Source organism: Rothia sp. 88186D007BW, from assembly GCF_053544215.1.
In genome coordinates this window covers 84,591-111,466 of sequence record NZ_JBPPTR010000004.1, presented here as the reverse complement: position 1 = coordinate 111,466, position 26,876 = coordinate 84,591, and the positions used below count along the sequence as shown (strand labels likewise).

Below are 26,876 nucleotides of genomic sequence, written 5' to 3'. Positions count from 1 at the left end.
CCTATGACTGGACCCAAAATTGGTGTTGTAGGTGGCGGCCAGCTGGCGCGTATGATGGCGCCCGCCGCCACTGAGCTTGGCTTTGACCTTCGTATTCTGGCTGAGAGCGAGGACGTCTGCGCCCGCCAGGCTGTGCCTTTCGCCCCTGTCGGTGATTACCGTGATTATGAAACCCTGTTAGAGTTTGCCCGCCATGTTGATGTGCTGACTTTCGACCATGAGCATGTGCCCACCGATTTTTTGCAGCGTCTGATGGCTGAGGGTGTTAATGTGCAGCCCCGCCCCGATGCCCTGGTTCATGCCCAGGACAAAATTGAGATGCGCAAGGCTGTTGACCGCCTGGGCCTGCCTAACCCTCGCTGGGCTGAGGTTCGCACTCTCGATGAGCTTCTTCTCTTCGGCAGCGAAAATGGCTGGCCGGTGGTGCTGAAAACTCCGCGAGGTGGCTATGACGGTAAGGGCGTCATGGTGCTCGATGATGAGCAGGAAGCCCGCACCGCAGCAAGCCCCTGGTTCGAGCAGCTCCCTGACCGCACCGATTTTTCGGCCCTGCTGGTTGAAGAGAAGGTGCCCTTTACCCGTGAGCTTTCTGCCCTGGTAGCCCGCCGCGATTCAGGCCAAGTTGTAGCCTGGCCTGTGGCTGAGTCTCTTCAGGTCAATTCCGTCTGTGATGAGGTCATTGCCCCTGCCCCCGGTATCACCCCTGAGGTGGCAGAAGCAGCCCAGGCCGCCGCCCTTATGGTAGCAGCTGAGCTAGGTGTTACCGGTGTGATGGCCGCTGAGCTCTTTGAGGTTCCTGGCTCTGAGGCTGGCTTCCTCATTAACGAGTTCGCCATGCGCCCGCATAACTCCGGTCACTGGACGCAGGATGGCTCAGTCACCAGCCAGTTTGAACAGCATCTTCGAGCCGTGGCTAACTACCCCCTGGGCAGCACTGAGATTAAGGGTCAAGTAGCCTTGATGAAGAACTTCTTGGGTGGAGCAAACGACGATATCTTCGCCGCCTACCCGCAGCTTATGGAAAAGTACCCGGCAGCTAAGGTTCACTACTACGGTAAGGCCGTCAAGCCTGGTCGCAAGATTGGTCATATCAATATGACCGGTGCAGCAGATGACCTTGCTGCCTTGCGTCAGCAGGCCACCGAAGCAGCGTCCCTGCTCACCGACGGCCCTGCCTAGGCATAACTTGGCAGGCTCGCCCCGCCCCACCTGTGTAGGGGCGGACGTCCGCACCCCACCCCTACCTTCAAGGAGCACTATGACCTCCCCCTACGACTCAACCCAGCCTATTGTCGGCATTGTGATGGGCTCAGACTCAGACTGGCCGGTCATGGAAGCCGCTGCCCAGGTGCTTGAAGAATTTGGCATCCCCTACGAAGCTGACGTTGTCTCTGCCCACCGTATGCCCGAAGACATGATCGCTTACGGGCGCGAAGCAGCAGACCGCGGGATCCGTATCATCATTGCCGGTGCTGGCGGCGCAGCCCACCTACCCGGCATGTTGGCCTCGGTCACTCCCCTGCCTGTTATCGGTGTGCCGGTCAAACTCAAGTCCCTTGACGGCATGGATTCGCTGCTCTCCATCGTGCAGATGCCTGCCGGTGTGCCCGTCGCTACCGTCTCTATCAACGGTGCCCGTAACGCCGGCCTGCTGGCCCTGCGCATGCTCGGCTCCGGTGACAGTGATTTCTCCCGCCAGGTACGAACCGACCTCCTAGAGTTCGCCGCTTCCCTGCGCCAGGTAGCCATGAATAAGGGCGCTGCCTTGCGCACCACAGTCGATGAGCAGAAAAACCGCTAGGCACTATAAACCCCTAAACGGTCAGCATAAACCCCTAAACGGTCAGCTCTGACCTGCACCTCAGCAAGCCCCAGAAGAGCACTCCGGGAGCACCCAGCTTCTTTCAGTAGTGTGGTTGAGTAGATTTTAAGCTGCTCAACCACACTCGGTTATTTTTTAGCCCCACCACGCTAGGGAGGCAATCATTTATGTCCGGTGAGCGCAAGCGTCCGCGCCCCATGGCACCTATCACGGGTATCAGAGGGCGAGGCCAGCACATGGTCAACCCCACCTACACCGACCCGCTGCGGCACCCCGAAGCCGCGTCGGCACCCGTCCGCACCCGCCGGGCCTGGCTCCTGCTACTGCTCACCCTGCTACTTCCCGGCTCTGCCCAGCTACTGACCGGTCAGAGGGCCCTGGGCCGCAGGGCCCTGAAGGTTACCTTTGCGGTATGGGGCCTGGTTCTAGCCCTGCTACTGCTCTGGATGCTACGCCGTACCCTAGTGCTCTCCCTAGTCACTAATACCTGGGTGCTGCTGCTGGTGACTCTTGCCCTGGTGGGTCTCGCTCTCGGCTGGGTCTACCTCTTCTTAGTGACCATGCTAGCTATCCGGCCCAACCTGCTCGAAGGCCGCGCTAAACCCCTAGTGACCCTCGCCCTGGTTGCCTGCATGGCCCTAACCGGTGGCGGGCTAGGCTACGCCGCCTACATCACCTGGGTCGGGCGCGGAGCACTAGGCTCCATCTTCGCCGGGGGAACCCCCATCAAAGAACACGATGGCCGCTACAACATTCTGCTCATGGGCGGGGACGCCGGCGCCGACCGGGTAGGCCGCCGCCCCGACTCCATGACCGTCGTATCCATTGACGCAACAAGCGGCCAAGCTATCACGATCTCTGTCCCGCGCAACCTGCAAAACGCCATTTTTGAGGACGGCTCCCCCCTCTGGAAAATCTACCCTGAAGGCTTCGACTGCGGTGATGAGTGCATCCTCAACGCCCTCTACCCCACCGTCACCGCCGACTACCCCGACCTCTACCCGGGCGCGGCAGACCCCGGCGCAGAAGCCACCATGGACGCCGTCTCAGGGGTACTAGGTATCACCGTTGAGAACTACATTCTGATTGATATGTCCGGCTTTGAACAGCTCATTGACGCTCTTGGCGGTATCACCATCGATGTAGGCGGCTACGTTCCCATCGGCGGCGGCACCAACGAAATCACCGGCCTGCCCAACCCCATCGACGGCTACATTGAACCCGGCGTTCAACGCCTAGATGGTTTCCACGCCCTCTGGTACGCCCGCTCCCGCGAAGGAGCCTCAGACTACGACCGTCAGGCCCGCCAACGCTGCGTACAGGCCGCCATGCTCAAACAGCTGGACCCAGCCAACGTGCTCACCAAATTTGCAGACATCACCGCTGCCGGTGAACAGGTCATCGAAACCAACATCCCACAAAGTGGCCTTGCCTCCCTGGGGGATGTCGCACTCAAATCTAAAAAATACAGCCTCATCCAATTCGCAGCAGGCCCACCCTACTTCGACACCAGCTTCCCCACCTACCCCGACTTCGACCAGCTCCACGCTGCGGTGCAAAAGGTCATTGCAGATTCAGCCTCAGGTATTCAGCCCACCGCCATCACCCAAGCTGCCGGGGGAACTAGCTCGCTGGCGTCCGCCCCCTCAGGTCTAGATACGATTGAAACTGTTGCCTACCGCGCCCAGCTCACCTCAGAGCTCAGCGAGAACGGCACCTGCTCAGTCCCCTAGCCCCACGGCTAAGAGCAAGACGGTAAGCTGGTGCCCATGAGTACAATTCTGCAGTCAGATATTTGGGCCCAGCTCCAAGAAGCTAACGGCCACCAGGTCTTTCGCGGCCAAGGGGAAGGCTGGCGCTACCTAGCCACCCTAGAAGGCGGTTCCACCGGCCGCTACCTCTACGCCCCCTACGGGCCTGAAGCCGACAGTGCCAGCGCCTTCGAGGCAGCCATCGCAGATATGAAGCGCGTAGCTGCCGAAAACAAATGCTGGTTTATCCGCGTTGAACCCACTAACGACGCTATCTGGGGCGCCCAGAAGGGCCAGGCCTTCCTCACCGCCCGAGGTTTTACCCTCTCCCCCCGCCAGGTGCAGCCCAGCCACACCCAAATCATTGACCTGACGCAGAGCGAAGAAGAAATCCTCAAAGATTTCAAATCAACCAACCGCAACCTGCACCGCAACATCCACAAAAAGGGTGTGACCTTCAGAAAGTCCCAGGACCCAGCAGATATCACCATCCTGCTCAAATACCTGGACGAGACTGCCGGCCGGGCAGGGTTCAACCGCCAGCACGATGACTACCTCACCCGCGTAGCCCAGGTGCTCATGCCCGCCGACGCCGCCACCCTCTTCATCGCAGAAGTAGACGGGGAACCTATCGGTGCCTCCCTGGTCTACGACTCAGATGACACCCGCGTCTACGCCCATGCCGCAACCTCTTTTGAGCACCGCAAACTACAGGTGGGAAACCCCCTACTCTCTACCATCATCTTGGATGCCAAAGACAAGGGCCTGACCACCATGGACCTTTTTGGTATTGCCCCAGCCGATGACCCTGACCACGAGTGGGCTGGCTTCACCAAGTTCAAAAAGTCCTTCGGCGGGCACTCTGTCACCTACCCCGGCACCTGGGACCTACCAGTATCACCCCTAGGCTACAAGACCTACCAGGGTATCCGCGCAGGCCGTGAAGCCCTCATCGCAGGTAAAAAAATTGCCACCGGCACCCTAGCCCCCAAAATCAAGGACACCGCCGCCAAGGTTCGCGCGCGTATCAGCAAATAAGATTGAGCAGGTCTTCCCTTCGCCGACTAACCTTCTTGGGCTCGCGCTGGGCGCTCGCCCAATTCATGCCAGCCCCAGCCAGTCGGTTTTCGGGAAGACCTGCTCAATCTCTAGTATCCGAACCTAAATCTGCTCTAGAGTTCTAACGGTTCATAGTCCCAGCAATCATAGCCGAGTAGCGGGAAAGACGGTGCTCAGCCTCAATCAGACGCACAGTGCCAGACTGTGAGCGCATGACCAGGGACTGGGTGGTCACAGTGTCACGCCCGTAGCGCACACCGCGCAGCAGCTTACCGTCAGTGATACCGGTAGCAGCGAAGAAGCAGTTATCGGTAGTGACCAAGTCATCGGTAGTCAGCACAGCATCCAGGTCATGGCCAGCGTCCAGGGCCTTTTGGCGTTCTGCCTCATCAGTGGGAGCCAGACGGCCCTGAATGATGCCGCCGGTGGCCTTAATAGCGCAGGCTGCAACAATACCTTCCGGGGTTCCACCAGTGCCCATCATGATATCCACATCGGTGCCTTCGCGGCAGGCGGCGATAGCACCAGCAACGTCACCGTCTAGGATCATGCGGGTACGGGCGCCGGTTGCGCGGATTTCTTCAACGAGCTTGGCGTGGCGGGGGCGGTCAAGTACGCAGACGGTGAGCTGGTTGATGTTGGTGCCTTTGGCCTTAGCTACCAGGTGCAGGTTCTGTTTGACCGGTAGGCGCAGGTCGACCATGTCGGCTGCTTCGGGGCCGGTGACTAGTTTTTCCATGTAGAAAACGGCTGAGGGGTCGAACATGGTGCCGCCTTCGGCAACAGCGATAACGGACAGGGCGTTGTCCATGCCCAGGGCGGTGAGGCGGGTGCCGTCAATGGGGTCAACGGCCACATCGAACTTGGCGCCGGTGCCATCGCCGACCTGCTCGCCGTTGAAGAGCATGGGGGCTTCGTCCTTTTCGCCTTCACCGATGACTACGGTGCCATTGAAGTGTACGGTTTTGAGGCGGGCGCGCATGGCGTCAACGGCGGCGCCATCGGCCTTGTTTTTATCGCCAGCGCCTACTAGGGGGCCTGATGCGATTGCGGCTGCTTCGGTTGCGCGTACTAGTTCTAGCGCAAGGTTACGATCTTCGTTGTGTACCTTTGACATGACTCACCTTCGAGTAGCTTGTTACAGTGCCAGCGGCTCCTCTCCTATTGAGGGCGCGTGGTCTCCGCCCTCTAGCCTACCCGGTAATATCGGTGAGCGCCTGTTTTATGACCGTGCACCCCTCACTATGACGGGTGCCGGTGGTTATGGTAAGTGGTGGTAGTTCGCGTCCTAGCTGTAGATAGACCAGAATAGAGAGCGTGACTTCATCAACTAGCCCTCATAAGCAGACCTTGCCGACGGCGTCCGCCTCTGAATCTCAGAAGTTGGACGCCGCTGAGCCGGTGGTTCCGCAGATTACCGAAAAACAGGCCCGCCGCATTAATACGCCGGCCCGCAATATGGTGATTTCGATGATTGTCTTGGTCTTCTTGCTTTTGCCGGTTCTCTGGCTCATGCCGCAGCCCGATAAGAACCCTTACCGGCCCAGCGTTGACCTACCTGTGATTGCCTATGAGGCCAGCCAGCAGGCAGGTTACCCGGTGGCGGCTGCTGAACAGGAGGGCTGGCACTATAACTATGCCCGCTGGGTTACCGGGCAGGCTGACGGTATCAACTATTGGTCCACCGGTCAGGTCACTGCCTCAAACCACTTTATTGAACTGGTGCAGGCGCAGGACACTAACCCCACCTGGATTGCTCAGACCGTGGGGCAGGCTGTCGCTGAGGCTACTATCCAGGCAGGGGGTGTGAGCTGGGAGGTTCGTTCCCTGGCCGATGCTGATGATCAGAAGAAGGTCACTAGCTTCTATATTGGTGAGGTAGCTGGCACCACGGTGATTCTTAAGGGTCAGGCTGAGACGGCGGAGTTTCAGTCTCTGGCTGAAACGACTGTTGCCTATATGGATGCTCCGTCTTCTACCGTTTCGCCTACTCCTTCTAGTGGGATTCAATAAGCCACCTGCCAGCATCCTCTCCTTCCAAAGTGTAATTTGCCTTATAGGGGTCTTTGGTGGGGCAGGTTGCTACTTTAAACCTAAGTCACCGCGAAAGGAAACTAGCTATGACTACCATTGAAACGCCCATCCAGGCTTGGGAACGCCTGATGGAAGGTAACGCCCGCTTTGTAGAGGGCACCCGCTCCCACCCTAACCAGGACGCTGCCCGCCGCGCCGAGCTTGTCGCAGGCCAGTACCCTTTCGCCGCTATTTTTGGTTGCGGTGACTCCCGTCTGGCTGCTGAAATCATTTTTGATCTTGGCCTCGGAGATGCTTTTGTGGTGCGCACTGCTGGGCAGGTGCTTGATGATGCGGTGCTCGGCTCCCTGGAATACGCTGGTGGTGAGCTCAAGACCCCGCTGATTATGGTGCTGGGCCATGACTCTTGTGGCGCCATTAAGGCCACTCACCAGGCCCTGATTTCGGGCAATATGCCTACCGGTTTTATCCGTAACCTGGTGGAGGGTATCTTACCTTCGGTTATTTCTACTGACCTGCCTGAGGACGCCACTATCAACGATATGGTGGTTGAGCACACCCGTCAGACTGCCGCTCGTATTGCTGAGCAGTCTGGGATTATCCGGGAAGGTATTGAGGACGGCTCCCTGGCTGTCGTTGGTGTCTTCTATCATCTGGCTGACGGTAAGGCTGATTTGGTCTATTCTTCCTCGCCGCTGATTACTGCCTAAGGCCCTGCCCCCTGCAGGGGGCGGTGAGGCTATCGTGTTATTTTGTGCCCCCGCTGCCAGAGCCAGCGGGGGCGTATTAGACTAGCTGGTATGGCAGAAAACACTGAATACCGTATTGAACATGACACTATGGGCGAGGTTCGCGTCCCCGTAGATGCCCTCTACCGCGCCCAGACCCAGCGCGCCGTTGAGAACTTCCCCATCTCTGGCCAGACACTGGAGTCTGCCCACATTCGCGCTCTCGCTCTTATCAAAAAAGCCGCTGCGAGCGCCAATGAGGAGCTGGGTGTTCTTGATGCCACCCGTGCTGCTGCTATTCGCGATGCTGCTGATAAGGTGGCCGCTGGTGACTACGATGAGCACTTCCCTATCGATGTCTTTCAGACTGGTTCAGGCACCTCTTCTAACATGAACACTAATGAGGTGCTGGCGACCCTAGCTAATCATGCCTTGGAGGGTGAGGATGTTGAGGTTCACCCCAATGACCATGTGAACGCTTCTCAGTCCTCTAACGATGTTTTCCCCACCTCGGTGCATGTTGCTGCCACGGAGGCGCTTATTAAGAGTCTTGTACCGGCTTTGGAGTATCTGGCTGAGTCTTTGGAGCGTAAGGCCCGCGAGTTTAAGGACGTTGTGAAGTCCGGCCGTACTCACTTGATGGATGCTACCCCTGTGACCTTGGGCCAGGAGTTCTCTGGTTATGCGGCCCAGGTGCGGTACGGGGTGGAGCGTGTCGAGGCTTCTTTGCCTCGGGTGGCGGAGGTTCCTCTAGGTGGTACCGCTGTTGGTACTGGTATTAACACCCCTGATGGTTTTAGTGCCCGCGTCATTGAGTTGTTGGCTGAAGAAACTGGCCTGCCGCTGACTGAGGCTCGTAACCATTTTGAGGCTCAGGCTAACCGTGATGGCTTGGTGGAGGCTTCGGGGCAGTTGCGTAATATCGCTTACTCGCTGATGAAGATTAATAACGATATTCGGTGGATGGGTTCTGGCCCTAACACTGGCCTGGGTGAGTTGCATATCCCTGATTTGCAGCCTGGTTCTTCTATCATGCCGGGTAAGGTCAACCCTGTGATTTGTGAGGCGGCCATTATGGTCTGCGCGCAGGTGATTGGTAACGACACCACTATCGCCCTGTCTTCTACCAATGGTGCTTTTGAGCTGAATGTGGGCATCCCGGTGATGGCCGCTAACCTTTTGCAGTCTATCCGCCTGCTGGCTAATACCTCGCGGGTGATGGCAGATAAGATGATTGACGGTCTAGAGGCTAATGTGGAGCGGGCCCGTTTCTTGGCTGAGGCCTCCCCCTCGACGGTGACCCCTATGAATAAGCTCATTGGGTATGAGGCTGCTGCCAAGATTGCTAAGTACGCGGTAGCTCACAAGACTACTGTGCGCGAGGCTGTGATTGATTTAGGTTATGTTGAGCGCGGTGAGGTGACGGAGGCTCAGCTTGATGAGGCGCTGGATGTGACCAAGATGCTGGGTAATTTCTAAACCTACCTAGTTTTATCTCTATCTAATATATAGGTGCGGGTGCGTTGCGTCCGGACGTAGGTGGGCAGGCTCTGATAGAGTCCGCCCACCTAACACAGGGCTAGTGCCCTGGCGCCAACTGACCTAAAGGTAGCCGCCATTAGGTGTGGTTTCTCTATCAGGGACTTGTTTTCTTCCACAGCCGCACAGTGAGTAGGCTTAAAGAATGGAACCATCACCCCGTAACCACACCTACTGGTCCTTTATTGACCAGGTTGGCGATCATCTCGCCAAACATTCCAGTACACCCATCGATGTTGAAGCAACCCTCCTTGCCATGTCGCTCAACCGTGTGTCCGTTGCTATGACCCATGGTTTCGAATCTAAAGTGCACCGCCCCGCAGGTAGCTCCTGGGCCGCCTACCGGGTGCTCTTTGCCCTCTGGCACTCCGGAGCTACCTCAGCTAGCTCTCTAGCTAACATCACCGGCATGACCAGAGCCGCCGTCTCAAACATCAGTAAACCCCTAGAAGCCAAGGGCTTTATCACCCGGGCCAAGGACCCAAAGGACGGTCGAGGCACCCTCGTTGAGCTCACCCAAGACGGAACCGATTTCATCAGCACCATCTTCACCCAGCAAAACCAGCTAGAAACCCAGTGGGCTAAAAAACTAACCCCTGTAGAACGCACCATGCTCGTTGAGCTTCTCCACAAGCTCTCTGCCCAGGCCTAGCTACCGGGCCTCTAGGTCAAACCGGGCGCCGCTCTGCCAGTGCAGGGCGGCGTCAATTCTATCGAGCATACGTTCACTGCAATAATCCGGTAGTTGCCCCACCGGCACCCAGCGAACCTGGCTCGACTCTTCATCATTCACCCGAGCCTGCCCCGAAACATAGCGGCAGTAGAAAGTATGGTCCAAAAACTGGCAGCGGTCCCCGTTACCAAAAGTCATAGGAGGGTCTGCTTTCACCTGGGCAAAACCTACCACCTCAATCACCACGCCCGCCTCTTCTTCAGCTTCACGCACGCAGGTCAGGGCAGGGTTCTCGCCGGGGTCGACGATGCCGGTTACCGGTGTCCAGGCCCCTGTATCGCTACGGCGCACCAGTAGAATATCGCCGTTATCGCGCTGGATTACAGCCGTAGCGCCAGAGAGCCAGAGCATGTCAGAACCAATTTTTTTGCGTAAATCGATAATGAATTGTGGGGTAGGCATATTATCCTTTCCTGGGCAGGTAGCCGGGGCTGGCTCCTGCCCCAGCCTGTGCAGAGCTAAGTGGTAGCGGGTCTGACCTGTGGAGGGTTTAGCCGGTGGAGGGTCTAGCCGGTGACGGGAAAGAGCAGGGCAAGAGTAGTACCTAAAAGCATGAAAGGGCCAAAAGCTATATGGGTGCTGCCTGTAGCCCGGCGAGCCAAAATAAGCACTAAAGAATACAGGCCACCAGCCAGAAAAATGAGCAAGTTCCCCCACAAGAGATTCAAGGGCGAAAAATAGCCCAAGAGTAGACCCAACACCCCAGCCAGTTTCACATCTCCCAGGCCCAGCGCCCCGCGGGAGGCCAGACGCATCAGGCCATAGAAACCAAACATCAGCACCCCACCCACAGCCACCTGACGGGCATGGGCAAGAGGGTCTGAAGAGACCAGCGCAATAGCCCCCAGAAGAGGTACACCCACCAGAACATAGAGAGGAAGCACAATCCGATCAGGCAGGCGGTGCTCACGCACATCAATCACCCACAAGCGAGCTGCAGCCACCAAGTAGCAGGCCAAGACCCAGGCCAGAAGAAGAGCAGCTACACCTGCCTGCCAGTGTCCGCCCAAACCTTCTACAGCCAGACTATATATCAAGTGAAGCATAGCCACCGTAGCCCCTGCTAGGAGCCAAACCGGCGCTGCCGCTGAGCATAATCACGCAAGGCCCGCAAAAAATCAACCCTGCGGAAATCAGGCCACAAGGCCTCACAAAAATAGAACTCAGAATAGGCTGACTGCCAGGTCATAAAACCAGAAAGACGCTGCTCCCCGGAGGTACGAATCAAAAGATCAGGGTCAGGCATGCCACTGGTATACAGGTGGCGAGAAATATCGTCACTGGTCAGGCTAGCCGCCAGCTCCTCTAAACTACGACCAGAACCTGCCGCCTCGCGCAGCAGGCCGCGCACAGCGTCCGTAATCTCCTGCCGGCCCCCGTAGCCAACCGCAATGTTCACCTGCAAACCACTAACCGCCGCCGTTTCTTCAACAGCTCTCTCAAAAGCAGAACGCAAGCTGGCAGGCAAAGACTCAAGCTGCCCCACCGGGCGTACCCGCCCCAGGCCGCTAGCTGCCAGCCGCCCCACAAAATCCTCAATGACCTCAACCAGGTCATTGAGCTCATCACTGCTTCGCTTCAGGTTCTCGGTGGAAAGCATGTAAAGAGTCACCATCGGAATCTTTAGCTCAGTGCACCAACCCAAAAACTCGATAATACGGGCAGCACCAGCCTCATGCCCGTGCTTAGTGCTCTCACCCAGCAGGGCAGCCCAGCGGCGGTTACCATCGACCAGCACACCAATATGCTGGGGTAGTTTCTCCGCTGGAATCGCAGAAATCAGGGACCGCTCATACACCGTATACAGTGGCTGCGGTAGCTTCATATGCTGCTCCTGGTTTTAGGGTGGCAGGTTATCTTTACCCTGCCCATTCTACCTGCAAGGCAGGCCAGGGCAGGGCAGGGCCTAACTCCCCTACCCATCAGATAGGTGGACGCCCCTCCCCAGCTTCTCCCGCCACAAGGTCAGCTACATATTCCCCTAGACCTCGCTTCTTTCCACCTGCCATACTAAAAATATGGCTTCACATGTTCACCGCTCCCACACCACCGGCTCCTCAGGCGCCCCTCACCAGGGCGTGCTCAACCGGCTCACCGATGCGCAAAGCGAAATCATCGAATTCTACCGGCAGAACGGTAAGCCCCTGCTACGCGGCTGGATTCATGCCGGGTTCGCCCCCTTCGCTTTCATTGCTGGCATTGTGCTCATCCTCCTCTCCGGCGGCGGGGTGGTAGGTATCGGCTGCGCTATTTTTGCTCTCACCGGCGTCCTACTGTTCGGTGTCTCTGGTATCTACCACCGCGGGTTTTGGCCCGCTAAAACCCGTATGTTCCTCAAACGCCTGGATCACACCAATATCACCTTGCTCATTGCAGGCACCTATACCCCGGTGGCTCTGACCCTGTTGCAAGGCACCCAGCAGAAGATTCTGCTCTGGAGCATATGGGCCTGTGCCCTGTCTGTCACCCTCTTTAGAATCTTTTGGACCGCCGCACCCCGCTGGCTCTACACCCCCATCTACATCGTGATGGGCCTGATGGCTCTCTTCTACCTGGGCGACTTCTGGCAGGTCTCCCCCACAGCCACCGTCCTCATTGCCACCGGCGGGGCCAGCTACATTATTGGTGCTATCTTCTACGGCACCAAACGCCCCGCCATGGCACCCACCGTCTTCGGCTTCCATGAGCTCTTCCATATCTTCACGGTGATCGGCTTTATTCAGCACTATATAGCCGTTATATTCTGTATCTTTGCCTAGGTAGCCGCTCTTACCCAAAAGCACCCCCACAGCAGCCAAACACAGGACGCCACACCAAAAAACAGGACGCCGCACCCAGCCAGGTGCGGCATCCTAAGTTCCTAACCCCTCAAGCAACTAATGAGGGCGGCGCAGATGATCTTGGGCAACCAGGGCCTGATCGCGCACCGTGGCATGAGCCGACTGCTCACCGCCCTCACCCTGGGCGGTGGCTTCAGCGGCTGCACGTTCCTCAGCTTCTCGTGCGATAGCGTATTCGCTGCGGTAGCGCAGACGGCGAGCGCGACGGGTCAAATCAAGACCCAGCAGCACGATAGCAATCGCCAGGCAGAAGGTGACGATGAAGCCCACGATACCCGGTGAGCCGCGGAAGGAGCCGTCGGGGTTGAGCGTTGTCATGACGGTGGGGGTTGCTTCGGCTGCAAGGAGTGTAAGTGCGGGTGGGGTCAGGGCTGGCACGGTGACGGTTTCCTCTGGTCTTAGGTGCAGGGCGGTGTAGGCCTTTCACCCCCATTGTACGCGGTGGTGTTATGACTTCCTTGTCTAGGAGTTGTAGTCGATGCCTGTTGAGAAGCAGGTTTCGGGCAGGTCGCTCTTCACACGGCTACGGGCCAGTACATAGTCCTCAAAGGGCCAGATTTTACGCTGCAGATCAGATGAGACAGCGAAAAAAATTGAGTCAGGCGCTACCTGGGAGCGGTGAGAGAGCAGGGCCTGGTCTCGTTTTTCTAAGTAGTCAGTGGAGGAGATGCGGGTGGTGGTCTGGTGGCGGGAGACCGGGGGGCGGCGGCCTTCAAGGTCATCTTCCATGGACATGGCAATTAACTGGGCGAAGGGAGATTCTAGGCCAGCGCCCTCAAAGTAGCTGTGGAAGGCCATGACTCGGTCAAGGTTGAAGGCGCGGTCATAGTAGATTTTTGAGACGTCCCAGGGTTCACCGGTGCCGGGGTAGGCATCTGCGTCCCCGGCCTTGTTGAAGGCTTCCATGGAGACCCGGTGGGTCATGATGTGATCGGGGTGGGGGTAGCCGCCGATTTCGTCGTAGGTAAGGATGATATGGGGTTTGAAGTCGCGTACCAGGCGCACCAGCGGGGCGGCAGCCTGTTCTAAGGGTAGGGTTGCAAAAGAGCCGTAGGGTAGTGGGGGTAGGGGGTCGCCCTCAGGGAGGCCTGAGTCCATAAAACCAATCCAGCGGTGCTCAATCCCAAGGATTTCGGCGGCTTGTTTCATTTCTGCACGGCGCACGCCTGCTAGGTCGCGGTGGGCCCAGGCGTCATTGTTCAGGGCCTCGTTAAGGATGTCGCCGCGCTCCCCACCGGTCATAGATGCCACCATGACGCGGGCCCCACGCGCCACATAGGCGGCCATCGTAGCAGCCCCCTTAGAGGATTCATCATCGGGGTGGGCATGAACAGCTAAGATTCGCAGGCCCGTGTAGTCATCTTTCAATGGGGCTAGCAGGGAGGGGTTAAAGCTATCTGCCGCTGGTTCAGTGCTGCTCATGCAAAACTCCATTGGTACGAAGGTGGCTCGAGTAATGTTTGGGGTATCGTAAATGAGGAAGGGCCTACATTCAAAGACACTGGTCAATTCTACCTGTGATTGTGGTGGACCCATTTTTTCTGTTACACCGTATGAAAGGTGTGGGCTCAATGACCGCCCCTGACCTCTCTGCCCGTTATGGCACTGCCCGTTACGGCACTGCCCGCCAGAGCCCGGCCCTACCCCAGTGGTTCTGGTACGCCCTGGCCCTAGTAGCGGTACTTGCAGGCGGGGCCTTCATCTTCTGGGTACAGGCAGGCTCCAGTGAGCAGCCCACAGGCCGGGATGTTGGTTTTACCTTGACCAGCGCCGATGAAGTCTCAGTGACCTTTGAAGTCAGCAAAGGTGCCCACGATACCGCGGTCTGTGCTGTTAAGGCACTCAATACCGCAGGTGCCCCGGTCGGCTGGAAAGAAGTCGCCATCGGCCCCTACACCGATGAGAAGGGGAACGGTATCTCTGTGCAGACCGCCCAGCTGCGGGTGCTAGGTGAAGCCACCACAGTGACCGTCGATAGCTGCTGGAAGGTGAACTAGCGTCCTTTCTCTACGGGTGTAAAGTTAGGGAGCTTACCGCGCCTATAGGTAGACTAGGCTCACGACTGACGTTTGATACGGGGCCTTCTTTGCCCCGTCCACACTCACGGGCCCAGCCCCACCGGTTACGGCGCCGTGCTGACAAGGAGTAAACACATGGCAGAAAACGAAGGCGCATGGCTCACCCAGGAAGCCTACGACAAACTCCAGGCTGAGCTTGAACACCTCTCCGGGCCCTACCGCCAGGAAATCATCGACCGTATCTCAGCAGCCCGCGATGAAGGCGACCTCAAGGAAAACGGCGGCTACCACGCCGCACGTGAAGAGCAGGGCAAGAATGAGGGTCGTATCAAGCAGCTCCAGCACCTGTTAGAGACCGCCCAGGTCTCAGACAAGCCCGCAGCCGATGACGGTGTTGTTGAGCCGGGTATGGTCATTGAGGCAGATATCGCAGGTAAGAGCATGACCTTCCTGCTCGGTTCCCGCGAAGTAGCTGACACCCTGATCGGCGGCACCGACCTGAAGGTCTTCTCCGAGAAGTCCCCCATGGGCGCTGCTATCAACGGCCACAAGGTAGGCGATGAGCTCTCCTACGAGGCCCCTAACGGCAAGCAGATTCCGGTGAAGATTATCTCCGCTAAGCCCTTCCAAGGCTAGAACCAGCCGCAGGCAGAATAGCTGAAGCCCGGGCGTCCTTCCCCTTCTGTGAGGGGCGGACGTCCGGGCTTCAGTTTGCCTATTCACCATAGTAACTAATGCAAGAGGTAGGCCTGAGGCGATGTTTTACTTCTTGGCGCCATGGGTGGTAGCTTCGAGGGTGTCTTCCTCTGCTTCGTCGGCTTTCTTGATGCTCTCTAGACGTTCTTTGACCTTCTCTGCAATAGCTTTTTTCTCACGTCGGCGTTCCTCATGCGGGTAGAGGAAGGCTTCTTCGCGGATATCTGAGTCCCGCTCCCATTCACGCCCTGCCAGATACCTGATCACGGTGTTAGCTACCGCCATGACCGGCACAGCAAAAAGGGCGCCAGGGATGCCATAGAGCATCGAGCCTGCAACCACGACAATGACCACAGCCAGCGGGTACAAGGCAACAGCCTTACCCATCACCAGGGGCTGAAGAATATGAGATTCAATCTGCTGCACAACCAGAACCATAGCCAGCATGATTAGCGCATTGATCAGGCCGTTAGCGACCAGGGCCAAAAGGACGGCGATAGCACCAGTAAGTAGGGCACCCACCACAGGGATAAAGGAACCTAAGAAGACCAACACACCGAGAGGAAAGGCCAGAGGAACACCCAAGAAGAAAGCGGACAGGCCGATACCTACAGCATCTACTGCTGCCACAAAAACCTGTACGCGTACGTAAGAAACCAGGGACTTCCAGCCGCGGCGGCCAGCACCATTCACAGCACGGCGGGCTTTGCGAGGGAAGAGCTTAACGATGAAAAGCCAGATTCGCTCACCTTCCATGAGGAAGAAAATCAGGGTGAAGAGCACGATCACTAGGCCGGTGCCGATATCAGCGGCGGTAGACCCGACGCTGGCGACGCCGTTGAGGATGCTTGATGAATTATCCTGCAAGGTGGTGGCCAGTTGGCTAATGTACTGGTCAATCTTGTCTGCCCCCAGGTCAATGGGCAGGTTGTTGAGCATGGCAACAATCTGGTTCCAGCCTTCAACGACCTGGCCAGATAGGGAGGAGAAGCCAACAGCTAGCTGTTGGCCCACCAGGGCTAGCAAGCCCACGACCGCTGCAATCAGACCTATTTCGGTAATGGCAGTGGCAATACCAGCGTGGATGCGGTTACGGCGCAGGAAGTAAACAACCGGAGACATTAGGCCAGCTAAGAGAGCTGCAATCATCACCGAAATAACGATGAGAGAAATCTTAGACAGCATCCAGTAGAGGCCGGCTACCGCAATACCAACAATCAGCAGACGCCAGGACCAGGCCGCTGCAGTCTGTAGGGCGAAGGGCACCTGGCGGTCAGATGCGGTCTGCCGCGCAGGGGTTTCAGGAATAGTAGCATTCATGCTTTATATCTTCCCACGTTTCCTTACTATTCCTCACTATCTGCCCCTCAAGAGTCCGTATCCCGGGCACAAGAATGAGCAAATGTGCCTCACCCAGCCCGGTGATGCGTCCGCCCCCTTCTTTATCAGCTACCTTCACCGCGGCACCTACACAGACAAAAAGCCGGGGCAAAAGTACAAATACTTCTGCCCCGGGCACCTAGTAGGCCTCTAGCTTGATGCTAAAGAAAGCAATCTTTAGTCGTTCGCCAGAGAGCGCACGTAGTAGAGAATACGCAGGATCTCAACGTAGAGCCAGATCAGCGATACAACCAGGCCGAAGGCAATACGCCATGATTCGCGCTCAGGCATACCTGCCTTGATGGCTTCACTAGCGTGAGTGAAGTCCAAGAGCAGGGAGTAGGTAGCCAGTAGGACAGCGAAGAGACCAATGATAAGGCCCAGGGGAATACCCATGATTTCTACGCCGCGAGCGTTGAAGTCAAAGAAGAATGCGGCCCCCAGGTTAACTAGGCAGAAGACGGCGTAGGAAATCGTAGCAACCAGGAAGAAGCGAGTTAGCTTGGGAGTTGCACGGACCTTCCCAGAGCGGTAGAGCGCCAAGATGGTAGTGAAAACGATGGCGGTTGCTACAACGGCCTGAAGCACAATACCGGGGTAGGAGATCTCAAAGATGTAGGAAATACCGCCAACCAGTAGACCTTGCATCACCGAGTAGGTCATAACCAGGCCCGGTGAAACCTGCTTCTTCAGGGCATTGACGAAACCAAGTGCTAGACCGCCAACGAAACCAAGGAAGACCAGAATAGGCATGTACCAGGAAAGAGCAGCACCAAGGACCACCAGGCCCAGGTTCAGGCCGGTCTTCATGATGATGTCGTTGATGGTGATACGGTTCGTATCAACCGGGCCAGCGGTACCGGCGTTGTACATCTCGTTGAGCTGATCAGCTGAAACCTGCTGGTTATCGTAACCGTAGGGAGCCTGCTGGGTGTAGCTCCCCTGCTGGTAGGTTCCGTAAGGGTTCTGTGTCTGCTGACCGTAGGGGCTGGCGGTAGTGGTGCCACCAGCGCCAAACCGCCCAAAGCGGGGGTCGCTAGCGGACTTAGTCATGTTGTTAATAAGGGGGTTACCTGCCACGGCTGTTGTCTCCTAGTGATAATAAGTAGTCGTGGTATAAAGCTGCGTCTTCTACCCTACCGAATCTTGGCCAGCTTTTCTTCCCTGTTTTCTCAGGGCGTGAGCAGGCAGAAACTAGGCGGTCAGCTCAGCTTCTAGAAAATCAAGGACGGCACCATCATTATTCGAACCAATAGTCAGGTCAGTGACCGGGGCCAGGGCCGGGTCAGAGCGTTCCATGGCGATAGCACGCCCAGCATAGTGGAACATTTCAAGGTCATTGCCTGAATCGCCAAAGGCGGTAGTCTGTTCAGCTTCTAGCCCCAGGTGCTCAGTGAGCCAGGCCAGCCCGTGCCCCTTATGGTTGCCCTCGATAATCAGGTCGATAGCCCCGAAACCGCTGGAGGTTGCCGCCACCCCAGCAGGAAGAACCGCATGAAGTTTATCAATTGTCTGATAGATACCTTCAGCAGGGTCAGCATTCAGGGCAATCTTAACGATGGTTTCCGTGACAGTGGTGGGGTCCTCGATAGTCTCCACATTGGGGTAGAAAGGGCGGACGGCGGTGATAGGGTCTGCCAGATCCAGTCCGGGCAGGTCAATCCCAGCCTTAGTAACCTGCTCATACACTCGCCCAGCTAGGAGCTCCAGCCGGTCAGTTGGCACATAGGAATAGTGGCGAGAAGACAGAATAATGCCCAGGGACGGAAAATCTTCCAGGACGGTGAGGGTCTGCTTGACCAGTTCAGGCTCAAACCCCCACAGGGCCAAATCTGTGCCCTGGTTATGAATGATGGCACCGTTTTCTGCGATGTAGTAGAGGTTAGCATGGTGCTCGTGCCCGGCCAGGTACTGCTCAATTTTGGGTAGCTGGTTGCCGGTTGCCACAGCCAGATAGGAGCCCTGTTCAGCAAGTAGGGTCAGGACGCGGTCAAGCTGCTCATGATGATAGGTTTTGTGGTCCGTGAGCAGGGTTCCATCGAGATCTACAGCGTAGAGGTGAGGTGTTTTCATAGCCTCTACTCTATCGAACGCCCAAGGGGCTACCGTTACTCGGCCGGTGGCGTCCTTATCCCCTATCTAGAACTTCACCCTACTCATTCTCTCTTGACCCTATAGATTATCTCGGGGTCAAGAGAAAAAGAATAGGGTGAACAAAACAATATCTTACTTGTGAGCCAGAGCCCCCCATTCTGGGGGATGGGTGACAGTCGCTGGCGTTCCCTATTCAATACTCAACAGGTCACCCGGCGAGCATTCTAGAACATCACAAATAGCAAGGAGCGTACTAAACCGTATAGCTTTCGCACGATTGTTTTTGAGTTTAGAAAGATTAGCAACTGTCACCCCTACTCGGTCTGACAGCTCAAGCAATGTCATAGAACGCTGATCAAGTAAAACACCCAAATTACAGTGGATGTATTTGCCGCTCTGTTCAACCGGTTCAGACAAGGTCATCAACCTCTTCCCGAAGCTCAATTGCCTGACGAATCGACCCCTGCAGGACGTACAGCATTGCAAGCAACAGGAACACAAGAACCATGACTGAAGTATTGGTGAGTAGACCACCGCTCCACTGGTCGTTTAGGCCAAGACGGTGCGCAAGGAAATTATTACCCATGCCTTCAATGCCACTGCCAACCAGCCAGCCGAGTACCGCATAGGCAACGACAACCGCACCTTGTGATGTCTCTTCGGTGTACATCTGACCATTCTTAATGCGATTCAGCATGGACCACATCCCCCAAATGGCAACTAGCAGGCTCGCCGACTTGAGCACAAAACCTGTCATTAAGTATGCAAAGGGACCCCCAGTTGCAAGGTCAAAACTGACACCACCTTCAACTGCCGGGCTCAGGAAAGTATGAAATTTCTGATCGACAAATACATTCAGTACGTAAGTAACAAGAAATAGGGTGCACAACATAGCCAATGCAGTAACGTCAAACGACCAGAAGCTTTTCTTTCTAAGGGGACTTGTAGACACAGTCACTTCCTTTCTGACTAATTGATGATTGTTCGCATGAACTCTCTCAACCATTTACATATCGTTTTTCAATACTATCGTTTATCGATGTTATCGTTTATCGATGTTATCGTTTATCGACATGCCGTGCAAGCCTTCAGCCTCAACAGAATTAGTCAGGGACACCCAGTTCACCCAGGCAACAAAAAAAGAGAGAGTACGCCTGCGCTTCGCGCATTATGGCGTACTCTCTTTTTTGTAGCCCCACCGGGACTCGAACCCGGAACACAAAGATTTTAAGTCTTCTGCCTCTGCCAATTGGGCTATGGGGCCGTCAGCGTGCGCTCACCAAGACAGGCCCGGTGAGCGCAATCGCTTATATATTTATACCAGAAAAGTTCTTAGAACTTTGCCTTTGCCTTCTCCGGTGCGGTGCCGGTGGCTTCCTGGAAGGCACGGCGAGGTGAGCTCTGGTGACGAATTGAAGAAGTATCGCGACCAAAAATCTGGTTCAGAGCCCAGGTAGCCATCACACGAGCGGTACGCTCAGTGGTGGGGATAGCAGTACCGTGGTAGCCGCGGTGCATAATCCAGGCCAGGGGGCCGCCGATGGTCTTACCCTTGAAGTTAGCTACACCCTTCCACAGGCCCAGACCGGCAACAACACCGATAGTCTCGTGGTAGTAGTCGGTCAGGGCTTCACCGCGGCGCTTGGCCAGCAGGTTTTCTGCCAGCTTGAGGGCCTGACGGGACGCGTGCTGGGCGTTGGGTACACAGAAGCCACCCACGCCGCCACCGGACAGGTCAGGTACAGCTGCGTTGTCGCCTGCTGCCCAGGCGTCCTCGATGATGCCTTCATCGCCAGCAACACGCAAATCTGCCTGTACGCGCACGCGGCCGCGCTCATCGATGGGGAAGTCAGTTTCTTTGAGCATGGGGGACGCTGCAACACCGGCAGTCCAGATGAGGGTGTCAGTATCGACCTCACCGGCAGGTGACTTATCGCCCATGTTGATGAGCTTCAGGTGACCATCGGTAGCGTCTGAAAGTGAAGTGTTCAGCAGAACCTCGATGCCGCGGGCACGCAGCTCAGCGACAACCTTCTCGGCACGCTCTGCAGGGACCTCAGGCATGATGCGCGGTGCTGCCTCGACCATGACAAAACGCAGGTCTGAGACGCGCAGGCGCTCGTTGCGGTTAACGGCTTCACGGGCCATGTCTTCTAGCTCAGAGATGGTCTCAACACCTGCGAAACCGCCACCGACGATGACGAAGGTGAGGGCGCGGCGGCGCTCATTTTCATCGGTGGTCAGGGAGGCAGTTTCGATACGCTCAAGTACCCAGTTACGCACGGAGACTGCTTCTTCAACGGTCTTCATGCCGATAGCGACCTCAGCCAGGCCGGGGATGGGGAAGGCACGGGTAACAGCACCTGCACCCAGGACGATTTCGTCGTAGGTCAGCTCGAAAGGCTCACCGGAATTGATGGGCTCAATGGTTGCAGTCTTAGTTGCGTGGTCGATGGCTACAACGTTGCCTCCGATGATTTCTGAGTCACGCAGGTGCTGGCGCAGGGGTACGGTGGCGTTGCGGCCTTCCATGGAGCCTGCTGCTACCTCGGGGAGGAAGGGCTGGTAGGTCATGTAGGGGTTGGGGTCGACAACGGTGACGACGCCGCCAGACTCCTTGATGACCTTCTGGATTTTCTTTGCAACGGTGAAGCCGACGTAGCCGCCACCAACGATGAGGACGCGAGGACGGTCCTGTGCGATTTTATTAAATGCCATGCGAGTTAACTTCCTCTTGGTGTAATGCCGGTGCCCCGGCAAATAGTCTCCATGCTTATCATGCCATTTTTGAGAGGCTTAAGCATAGTTTTGGGTGGGGTATTTGCTATGAGCGTTTTTCATCCAGTGGGTGTCTAGTCTTTCAGGGCCAGGTGAAGATTTGATGAAAATCAGATGAGCTGCCAGCGGGCTAGCGACGACGGCTCCGTTTGATGATATTAGTGAGCTGATGAATAGAGCCAAAGGTAATAATACCGACCCACAGGGCAAAAGCTGCAAGCACAATGAAAGGCAAGATACCGGAATCTTCAACAGGGCGCACAGGCACAGGTGCGGCTGCCTCTGTGATAGTCTCACCGGCCTGGTGAAGAGGGGCCAGGCTGGCGCTAGCACTGGGTGCAGCTGAGACGGTGTTTTTGCGGTGGACATTCATCCAGTCGCTCATAGAACCTAAGGGGTTGCTGGCAGTATCATCGGGGGTCGAGCTGGCCAGGGCAGCTTTGGGGTTAATGATGCCGTAGCCGTAGAGGGCATCACGGCCGTCCTCCCCTGTATCGTCACTAGATTCGATGATGCGCTGGATCACCTGGTTGCCGGTCAGGTCAGGGTATTTTTCCATGATCAGGGCAGCTAGCCCGGCCACGATAGGGGCTGCTGCTGAGGTGCCGGACCAGGTGGCGTATTTGTTGTTGGGGATAGCACCAATCATAGATTCGCTAGAAGCTGAGACGGCGATAGAGATACCCTGCGATGAAGAGGACCAGGAGTCCTGCCTATTCTTATCAACCCCACCGACACTCAACACACCGGGCATGGTGGCCGGGGCACCAACCTGGGTGAGCCCTGCCCCACGGTTACCGGCAGAGGCGATAATGATGACCCCTTTTTCTTCCGCATAGGCAAAAGCTGAATCCCAGGATTCAGGCCAGCTCGTCTTATCGGAGCCCACAGAAAGGTTGATAATGTCAGCCCCGTGGTCTACCGCGTAGCGCACCGCGTCTGGAATCTGCTCATCAATCGAGCGGGTGGTGGCGCTAGTGGTGCCAAGCTCTAAGGAAATCGGCAAGATGGTGGCCTCAGGGGCCACACCTATCATTCCCGCTGACGCACCAGGTTCACCAGAGTTAGCGGGGGTGGTGCCGTCCTTGTGGCCGTGCCCGGCAATAACAGAAGCAACCAGGGTGCCGTGCTCAGGCTCCACGCCCAGGCCCTTCCAGCCCTTAGTGGTGGTGCTTCCAGTTGAGGCATCATAGCCCTCGATGACGTTACCGCTAAGGTCTTGGTGGGTTCCGTCCACACCGGTATCAATCACAGCAATAGTGACGCCCTTACCGGTGGTTTCCTTCCAAATATCGGTGAAGCCGTACTGGGTGAGCCAGTACTGGCGGGCACGGATAGAATCCCCCTTGGGGGTGGCGATGGTAGGTATAGAGGCCAAGGCGCTGGGGCTGGCATTCGCACTAGGGCTAGCGCTACTAGCGGGGGTAGCTGGCGCTGATGCACTAGCTGTAGAACCCGCACTGGGTGAGGGGCTCGCTGGGATCGCCCCCGCCGGTAGGCTCCCCAGACACAGGGCAGTAACGAGTGCCAGGGTACTAGCTAGCAGTGCTGTACCAGTGGAAAGTCGCCGAAGGGCCATCATAGGCTCCTAGTGGCTGGCGCGGGCGGCAACTGACAGGGCCAGGCCGTCAAGAATATCTTTTTCTGAGGCGATAGCGCTGGTAATCGCCCCGCCGGTCAGAAGGCTGATGCGCTCAACAATGCGGGCCCAAACGATTGAACCTGCAGGGATAACATCTACCCGACCCTCATGCATATAGGGCAGGGCAGCACGTTCGGCGCTGGTCATAGCAACCATATCGGCTGCAGCCCGGCAGATATCCTTGATATCAATTTCGGCACGATCAATTTTTTGAGAGTCGTAAGCCTTCAAACCCAGAACATGGGCGGCTACGGTGGTGACGGTCCCCGCCACACCCACCACGCGACGGGCCGCAGAGAGATCAACGGAGGTGCTTGCAGTTGCAATAGCACGGTCGGTATCTGCAATGACGCGGGCAATCTGGGTGACGTTGGCAGGGTCAGAGCTAACGTGGCGTTCAGTCATACGCACACAGCCGATATCAACCGAGCGGGCTGCTGCCAGGCCGTCCTTATTTCCCAGCACGAACTCGGTTGAGCCGCCGCCCAGGTCAATCACCAAGGTCAGCTCGTCGGTGTTACCTACCGATGAGACAGCACCAGCGAAAGAGAGCTCCGCCTCTTCATTGCCGGTAATCACCTCAGGTTCTACCCCCAGGATCTCGCGGATCCCGTCGATAAAAATCTGGCGGTTGCCCGCATCGCGGGTAGCACTGGTGGCGGCAAAGCGTACATGCTCCACCTGGTACTCACGCAAAAGTTCAGCGTATTCGCGCGCTGCTGCAAAAGTGCGGTCCAAAGATTCTTTGGCCAGCCAGCCGGTGGCGTCCACCCCCTTGCCCAGGCGCACAATCTTCATACGGCGCTCAAGGTCGGTGAGCTCAAAACCAGTATCGGTGGCTTCAGCCTCGGCAATGAGTAGGCGAATTGAGTTAGTTCCACAGTCGATAGCGCCAACGCGCATGGTTACTCCCGGTGATATGTAGAGCGGATAGGTGGGTAGGTGTGAGGGGCGGACGCCGGCAGGGAGTTAGTTGCGCCAGGCCGGGTCGCAGTGGCAGGTCTCAGGGGTCCACCACTGGGCAATCAAATCAAGGGTTGCATCACCGTAAGGGTTGATACCGCGGCCCACAGCCAGGGTGTGGCCTAGAACGGCGTGCAGGCATTTGACGCGGGTGGGCATGCCACCGGCGGAGACTCCCTCAATTTCGGGTATTTCTTCTAGGCCCGCCTTAAGACGGATGCGTTCGCGCTCTGCCAGATAGTTCTCGTGGGCGCCCTGGTAGGCGGCTGCCTTTTCTGCATCGTCGGTGACCTCATCGGTCATCTCGTACATGATGCCTTCTGCCTCAAGGCGGGAGGCTGCCGCGGTAATGACAGGGTGCGCCAGATAGAAAGTGGTGGGGAAGGGTGAACCGTTAGCTAGGCGCGGGGCGGTGGCAGCAACCAGGGGGTTGCCGCACACACAGCGGGCCGGGATCTCTACAACCTCGCGCACAGTGCGCCCCAACTGGGCTGAGAGCACTTTCAAATCTAGCTCTGTGGGGGTGAGAGTTTCGGCGGTGACACCAAAGCCGTGAGGCTGGTGGTCAAAGCTGGCAGGTGTGGTCATGGCGTCCTTAGAAGATGATGCTGATTTTTCTAGTCTACCGGCGCTAAGGGCGGGTGGGGGTAGTAAGCGGCTCAGTGCTAGTAGGTGAGGAGGTGGAAATAGGTGAGGAGGTGGAAGTAGGTGATGGGCTAACGCTATCGGTGCTCTGGGGTTCGGCGGCGGGGCTGGTGACGGAGGTATCTTCAGCCGCCAGTTGTAAAGAGCCCCAGAACTTAGTGGTCCAGGAGTCCTCGGGGGCGGTTTTAGCGGCGGCACTCGTATCATCTGCCAGGTCGCTACTTGAATCCAGCCCTACCACCAGGTAGGGGGTCTCCCCTGGCTCCACGTAGAAGAGGCGGCTGCGGGCCTGTTGCTTCACATAGTTATCGTCCTGCCACCAGCTCACCTGAGCCTTGAGCGACTCCTGCTCAGTTTGTAGGGCGGCGATATTGGCCTTAGCATCATTAATTTCGTTTTGCTGGCGGATAAAAGAGGTGAGCGGGGTGTAAACCGACAGGGCGATAATCACCAGCACGATAGCGAAAGTAATGAAGTGCCCACTAAAGGCATGGGCAGCTACCGGAGTTGCCGCCCCCTCAGAGGGGGCAGTACTTGCAGTCTTGGCACGCAGAGACTGGGCAGGGCCCCGTCTGCTGGTCTTGGCCCGCTTTTTCTCAGAGGGCGCGGACGCAGGCTTGCCCAGGCCAAAACCAAAAAAGGCTGCAATGGGGTTGGGCTTCTGCCCCGGTGTGCGTGCCATACCTGTTATTCCCACCTTCTCATCCGTGAGTAACCTATTTTACCGCCTGAGCTGAGTACAAGCTGAACACCCTAAGCGCCTCGGGCTCCCTTTGTTCCCTCCTTAAAAGGCAGGGCCCCAGCCAGGGGCAACCTGGCCGGGGCGCGGGCGTCCTTATTCTCTCACATTAGAGAAACAGCAGACTACCGTGCAAAGCGGGGGAAGGCGCTCTTACCTGCATAAACAGCCTGATCGCCCAGTTCCTCTTCAATACGCAGCAACTGGTTGTACTTAGCAACACGCTCAGAACGAGCAGGAGCACCAGTCTTAATCTGGCCAGCATTAGTAGCCACAGCCAAATCAGCAATAGTGACATCCTCAGTCTCACCTGAACGGTGAGAAACCATGCAACGGTACTCGTTACGCTGAGCCAAGCTCATAGCGTCAAAAGTCTCAGTCAGTGAACCAATCTGGTTAACCTTCACCAGCAGGGCGTTAGCAGCCCCACCCTCAATACCCTGGGCCAGACGCTCGGGATTAGTTACAAAAAGGTCGTCACCAACAAGCTGAACCTTATCTCCAATTTCAGCAGTCAGAGTCTTGTAGCCCTCCCAATCATTCTCATCCAGGGGGTCCTCAATAGAAACGAGAGGGTAGCGGGCAACTAGGTCAGCGTAGTAGGCAGACATCTCAGCGGCACTCTTCTTCTGACCCTCAAACTCGTAGGAGCCCTTCTTATAAAACTCAGAAGAAGCAACATCCAAAGCTAGAGCGACTTCTTCACCAGGCTTGTAGCCAGCCTTCTCGATAGCCTCAATAATCAGGTCAAGGGCCGCAGCGTTAGAGTCAAGGTCAGGGGCGAAGCCACCCTCATCACCCAGGCCAGTAGACAGGCCACGGTCGTGCAGCACACTCTTCAGTGCGTGGTAGACCTCAACACCAGCCTGCAAGGCAGCAGAGAAAGTATCAAAACCGATGGGGGCGATCATGAACTCCTGAATATCAACGTTAGAGTCAGCGTGTGAGCCACCGTTGAGAATGTTCATCATAGGAACAGGCAAAACATGAGCGTTGGGGCCCCCCAGGTACTTATAGAGAGGCAGGTCTGAAGACTCAGCCGCAGCCTTAGCAACAGCCATTGAAACACCCAAGATAGCGTTAGCGCCAAGCTTGCCCTTATTGTTGGTGCCATCTAGAGCAATCATAGCTGCATCAACAGCACGCTGGTCAGTGGCGTCAATGCCGATGACCTCTTCAGCGATTTCTTCAATCACTGCATCAACAGCGCCCAGCACACCCTTGCCCAGGTAAACAGCCTTGTCGCCATCGCGGCGCTCTACAGCCTCCCACTCACCGGTAGACGCACCTGAAGGAACTGCTGCACGGCCAAAAGCGCCGTCTTCAAGCAGAACCTCAACCTCAACAGTGGGGTTGCCGCGTGAGTCAAGAATCTGACGAGCGTGAACTGCGGTAATCAAAGCCATGAAAATGCT

Annotated in this window: 28 protein-coding genes and 1 tRNA gene; 11 read left to right on the top strand and 18 right to left on the bottom strand. The window is 56.8% G+C overall.

The annotated features are described in order from the left end of the window. The first annotated feature begins 3 nt into the window (after positions 1-3). From ACEE09_RS03460 to ACEE09_RS03445, 4 genes are all read left to right on the top strand, one after another. Complete coding sequence (locus tag ACEE09_RS03460) at positions 4-1,179, top strand: 5-(carboxyamino)imidazole ribonucleotide synthase (protein ID WP_449082098.1); 1,176 nt, start codon at positions 4-6, stop codon at positions 1,177-1,179. A 79-nt stretch (positions 1,180-1,258) separates the two neighbouring features. Continuing rightward, positions 1,259-1,801 carry a 5-(carboxyamino)imidazole ribonucleotide mutase gene (gene purE / locus ACEE09_RS03455; RefSeq protein WP_449082186.1) on the top strand — a complete coding sequence of 181 codons (543 nt, stop codon included), beginning with the start codon at positions 1,259-1,261 and terminating at the stop codon, positions 1,799-1,801. Between the two features lie 188 nt (positions 1,802-1,989). Beyond that, positions 1,990-3,555, top strand: coding sequence for an LCP family protein (locus tag ACEE09_RS03450; RefSeq protein ID WP_449082096.1), 1,566 nt, complete (start codon positions 1,990-1,992; stop codon positions 3,553-3,555). A gap of 36 nt (positions 3,556-3,591) precedes the next feature. Further along, positions 3,592-4,611: a lipid II:glycine glycyltransferase FemX gene (locus ACEE09_RS03445; protein WP_449082095.1), complete on the top strand. Its 1,020-nt coding sequence runs from the start codon at positions 3,592-3,594 to the stop codon at positions 4,609-4,611. A gap of 142 nt (positions 4,612-4,753) precedes the next feature. Here the strand turns inward: ACEE09_RS03445 and glpX are convergent, their stop codons facing one another. Continuing rightward, positions 4,754-5,749 carry a class II fructose-bisphosphatase gene (gene glpX, locus ACEE09_RS03440; RefSeq protein WP_449082093.1) on the bottom strand — a complete coding sequence of 332 codons (996 nt, stop codon included), beginning with the start codon at positions 5,747-5,749 and terminating at the stop codon, positions 4,754-4,756. A gap of 200 nt (positions 5,750-5,949) precedes the next feature. Here glpX and ACEE09_RS03435 point away from each other — a divergent pair, with 200 nt between their 5' ends. The 4 genes from ACEE09_RS03435 (at position 5,950) to ACEE09_RS03420 (ending at position 9,585) form a co-directional block, all read left to right on the top strand. Beyond that, the gene (locus ACEE09_RS03435; protein WP_449082091.1) at positions 5,950-6,645 is read left to right on the top strand and encodes a DUF4245 domain-containing protein; all 696 of its coding nucleotides are present in this window, start codon (positions 5,950-5,952) and stop codon (positions 6,643-6,645) included. 107 nt (positions 6,646-6,752) lie between these two features. Further along, positions 6,753-7,376, top strand: a complete 624-nt coding sequence (locus ACEE09_RS03430) for a carbonic anhydrase (RefSeq protein WP_449082090.1) — start codon at positions 6,753-6,755, stop codon at positions 7,374-7,376. Positions 7,377-7,466: 90 nt separating this feature from the next. Beyond that, entirely contained in the window at positions 7,467-8,873 is a 1,407-nt protein-coding gene (locus ACEE09_RS03425; protein ID WP_449082088.1) for a class II fumarate hydratase, read from the top strand. 205 nt (positions 8,874-9,078) lie between these two features. After that, positions 9,079-9,585 carry a MarR family winged helix-turn-helix transcriptional regulator gene (locus ACEE09_RS03420; RefSeq protein ID WP_449082086.1) on the top strand — a complete coding sequence of 169 codons (507 nt, stop codon included), beginning with the start codon at positions 9,079-9,081 and terminating at the stop codon, positions 9,583-9,585. Here ACEE09_RS03420 and ACEE09_RS03415 read toward each other — a convergent pair whose 3' ends face one another. The 3 genes from ACEE09_RS03415 to ACEE09_RS03405 form a co-directional block, all read right to left on the bottom strand. Continuing rightward, positions 9,586-10,068 (bottom strand): NUDIX hydrolase, encoded by a 483-nt coding sequence (locus ACEE09_RS03415; RefSeq protein ID WP_449082084.1) that lies wholly within the window; start codon positions 10,066-10,068, stop codon positions 9,586-9,588. Positions 10,069-10,172: 104 nt separating this feature from the next. Beyond that, positions 10,173-10,676 carry a prepilin peptidase gene (locus ACEE09_RS03410; protein WP_449082083.1) on the bottom strand — a complete coding sequence of 168 codons (504 nt, stop codon included), beginning with the start codon at positions 10,674-10,676 and terminating at the stop codon, positions 10,173-10,175. Positions 10,677-10,729: 53 nt separating this feature from the next. Continuing rightward, positions 10,730-11,491 (bottom strand): isoprenyl transferase, encoded by a 762-nt coding sequence (locus tag ACEE09_RS03405; protein WP_449082081.1) that lies wholly within the window; start codon positions 11,489-11,491, stop codon positions 10,730-10,732. A gap of 193 nt (positions 11,492-11,684) precedes the next feature. Here ACEE09_RS03405 and trhA point away from each other — a divergent pair, with 193 nt between their 5' ends. Next, complete coding sequence (gene trhA / locus ACEE09_RS03400) at positions 11,685-12,425, top strand: PAQR family membrane homeostasis protein TrhA (RefSeq protein WP_449082080.1); 741 nt, start codon at positions 11,685-11,687, stop codon at positions 12,423-12,425. 117 nt (positions 12,426-12,542) lie between these two features. Here the strand turns inward: trhA and ACEE09_RS03395 are convergent, their stop codons facing one another. Together ACEE09_RS03395 and mca are read right to left on the bottom strand one after the other, a co-directional pair. Next, positions 12,543-12,884, bottom strand: a complete 342-nt coding sequence (locus ACEE09_RS03395; protein ID WP_449082078.1) for a hypothetical protein — start codon at positions 12,882-12,884, stop codon at positions 12,543-12,545. 84 nt (positions 12,885-12,968) lie between these two features. After that, a complete protein-coding gene (gene mca, locus ACEE09_RS03390; RefSeq protein WP_449082076.1) occupies positions 12,969-13,928 on the bottom strand; it encodes a mycothiol conjugate amidase Mca in 960 nt (319 codons plus the stop codon). Between the two features lie 149 nt (positions 13,929-14,077). Between mca and ACEE09_RS03385 the strand changes: the two genes are divergently transcribed. Both ACEE09_RS03385 and greA read left to right on the top strand, forming a co-directional pair. Next, on the top strand, positions 14,078-14,503 hold the full coding sequence (locus ACEE09_RS03385; protein WP_449082075.1) for a DUF4307 domain-containing protein: 426 nt from the start codon (positions 14,078-14,080) through the stop codon (positions 14,501-14,503). Between the two features lie 156 nt (positions 14,504-14,659). Then, entirely contained in the window at positions 14,660-15,160 is a 501-nt protein-coding gene (gene greA / locus ACEE09_RS03380) for a transcription elongation factor GreA (RefSeq protein WP_449082073.1), read from the top strand. 126 nt (positions 15,161-15,286) lie between these two features. Here greA and ACEE09_RS03375 read toward each other — a convergent pair whose 3' ends face one another. The 12 genes from ACEE09_RS03375 to eno form a co-directional block, all read right to left on the bottom strand. Next, the gene (locus tag ACEE09_RS03375; RefSeq protein WP_449082071.1) at positions 15,287-16,540 is read right to left on the bottom strand and encodes an AI-2E family transporter; all 1,254 of its coding nucleotides are present in this window, start codon (positions 16,538-16,540) and stop codon (positions 15,287-15,289) included. 237 nt (positions 16,541-16,777) lie between these two features. Further along, entirely contained in the window at positions 16,778-17,680 is a 903-nt protein-coding gene (locus ACEE09_RS03370; protein WP_449082069.1) for a Bax inhibitor-1/YccA family protein, read from the bottom strand. 114 nt (positions 17,681-17,794) lie between these two features. Further along, positions 17,795-18,673 carry an HAD hydrolase family protein gene (locus tag ACEE09_RS03365; RefSeq protein ID WP_449082067.1) on the bottom strand — a complete coding sequence of 293 codons (879 nt, stop codon included), beginning with the start codon at positions 18,671-18,673 and terminating at the stop codon, positions 17,795-17,797. A gap of 210 nt (positions 18,674-18,883) precedes the next feature. Continuing rightward, positions 18,884-19,117 carry a helix-turn-helix domain-containing protein gene (locus ACEE09_RS03360; protein ID WP_449082065.1) on the bottom strand — a complete coding sequence of 78 codons (234 nt, stop codon included), beginning with the start codon at positions 19,115-19,117 and terminating at the stop codon, positions 18,884-18,886. Next, positions 19,104-19,646, bottom strand: a complete 543-nt coding sequence (locus ACEE09_RS03355; protein WP_449082063.1) for a DUF2975 domain-containing protein — start codon at positions 19,644-19,646, stop codon at positions 19,104-19,106. The genes ACEE09_RS03360 and ACEE09_RS03355 overlap by 14 nt, the downstream gene beginning before the upstream one ends. A 238-nt stretch (positions 19,647-19,884) precedes the next feature. Next, positions 19,885-19,958 (bottom strand) — tRNA-Leu (locus ACEE09_RS03350). 68 nt (positions 19,959-20,026) lie between these two features. Next, entirely contained in the window at positions 20,027-21,412 is a 1,386-nt protein-coding gene (locus ACEE09_RS03345) for an NAD(P)/FAD-dependent oxidoreductase (protein ID WP_449082061.1), read from the bottom strand. Between the two features lie 190 nt (positions 21,413-21,602). Next, positions 21,603-22,850, bottom strand: a complete 1,248-nt coding sequence (locus tag ACEE09_RS03340) for a S8 family peptidase (RefSeq protein ID WP_449082060.1) — start codon at positions 22,848-22,850, stop codon at positions 21,603-21,605. 210 nt (positions 22,851-23,060) lie between these two features. Next, complete coding sequence (locus tag ACEE09_RS03335) at positions 23,061-24,017, bottom strand: Ppx/GppA phosphatase family protein (RefSeq protein ID WP_449082059.1); 957 nt, start codon at positions 24,015-24,017, stop codon at positions 23,061-23,063. Between the two features lie 66 nt (positions 24,018-24,083). Further along, the gene (locus tag ACEE09_RS03330) at positions 24,084-24,665 is read right to left on the bottom strand and encodes a DUF501 domain-containing protein (RefSeq protein ID WP_449082057.1); all 582 of its coding nucleotides are present in this window, start codon (positions 24,663-24,665) and stop codon (positions 24,084-24,086) included. Positions 24,666-24,708: 43 nt separating this feature from the next. Beyond that, positions 24,709-25,404 carry an FtsB family cell division protein gene (locus ACEE09_RS03325; RefSeq protein WP_449082056.1) on the bottom strand — a complete coding sequence of 232 codons (696 nt, stop codon included), beginning with the start codon at positions 25,402-25,404 and terminating at the stop codon, positions 24,709-24,711. Positions 25,405-25,586: 182 nt separating this feature from the next. After that, a complete protein-coding gene (gene eno / locus ACEE09_RS03320; protein WP_449082054.1) occupies positions 25,587-26,867 on the bottom strand; it encodes a phosphopyruvate hydratase in 1,281 nt (426 codons plus the stop codon). Positions 26,868-26,876: the final 9 nt, after the last annotated feature.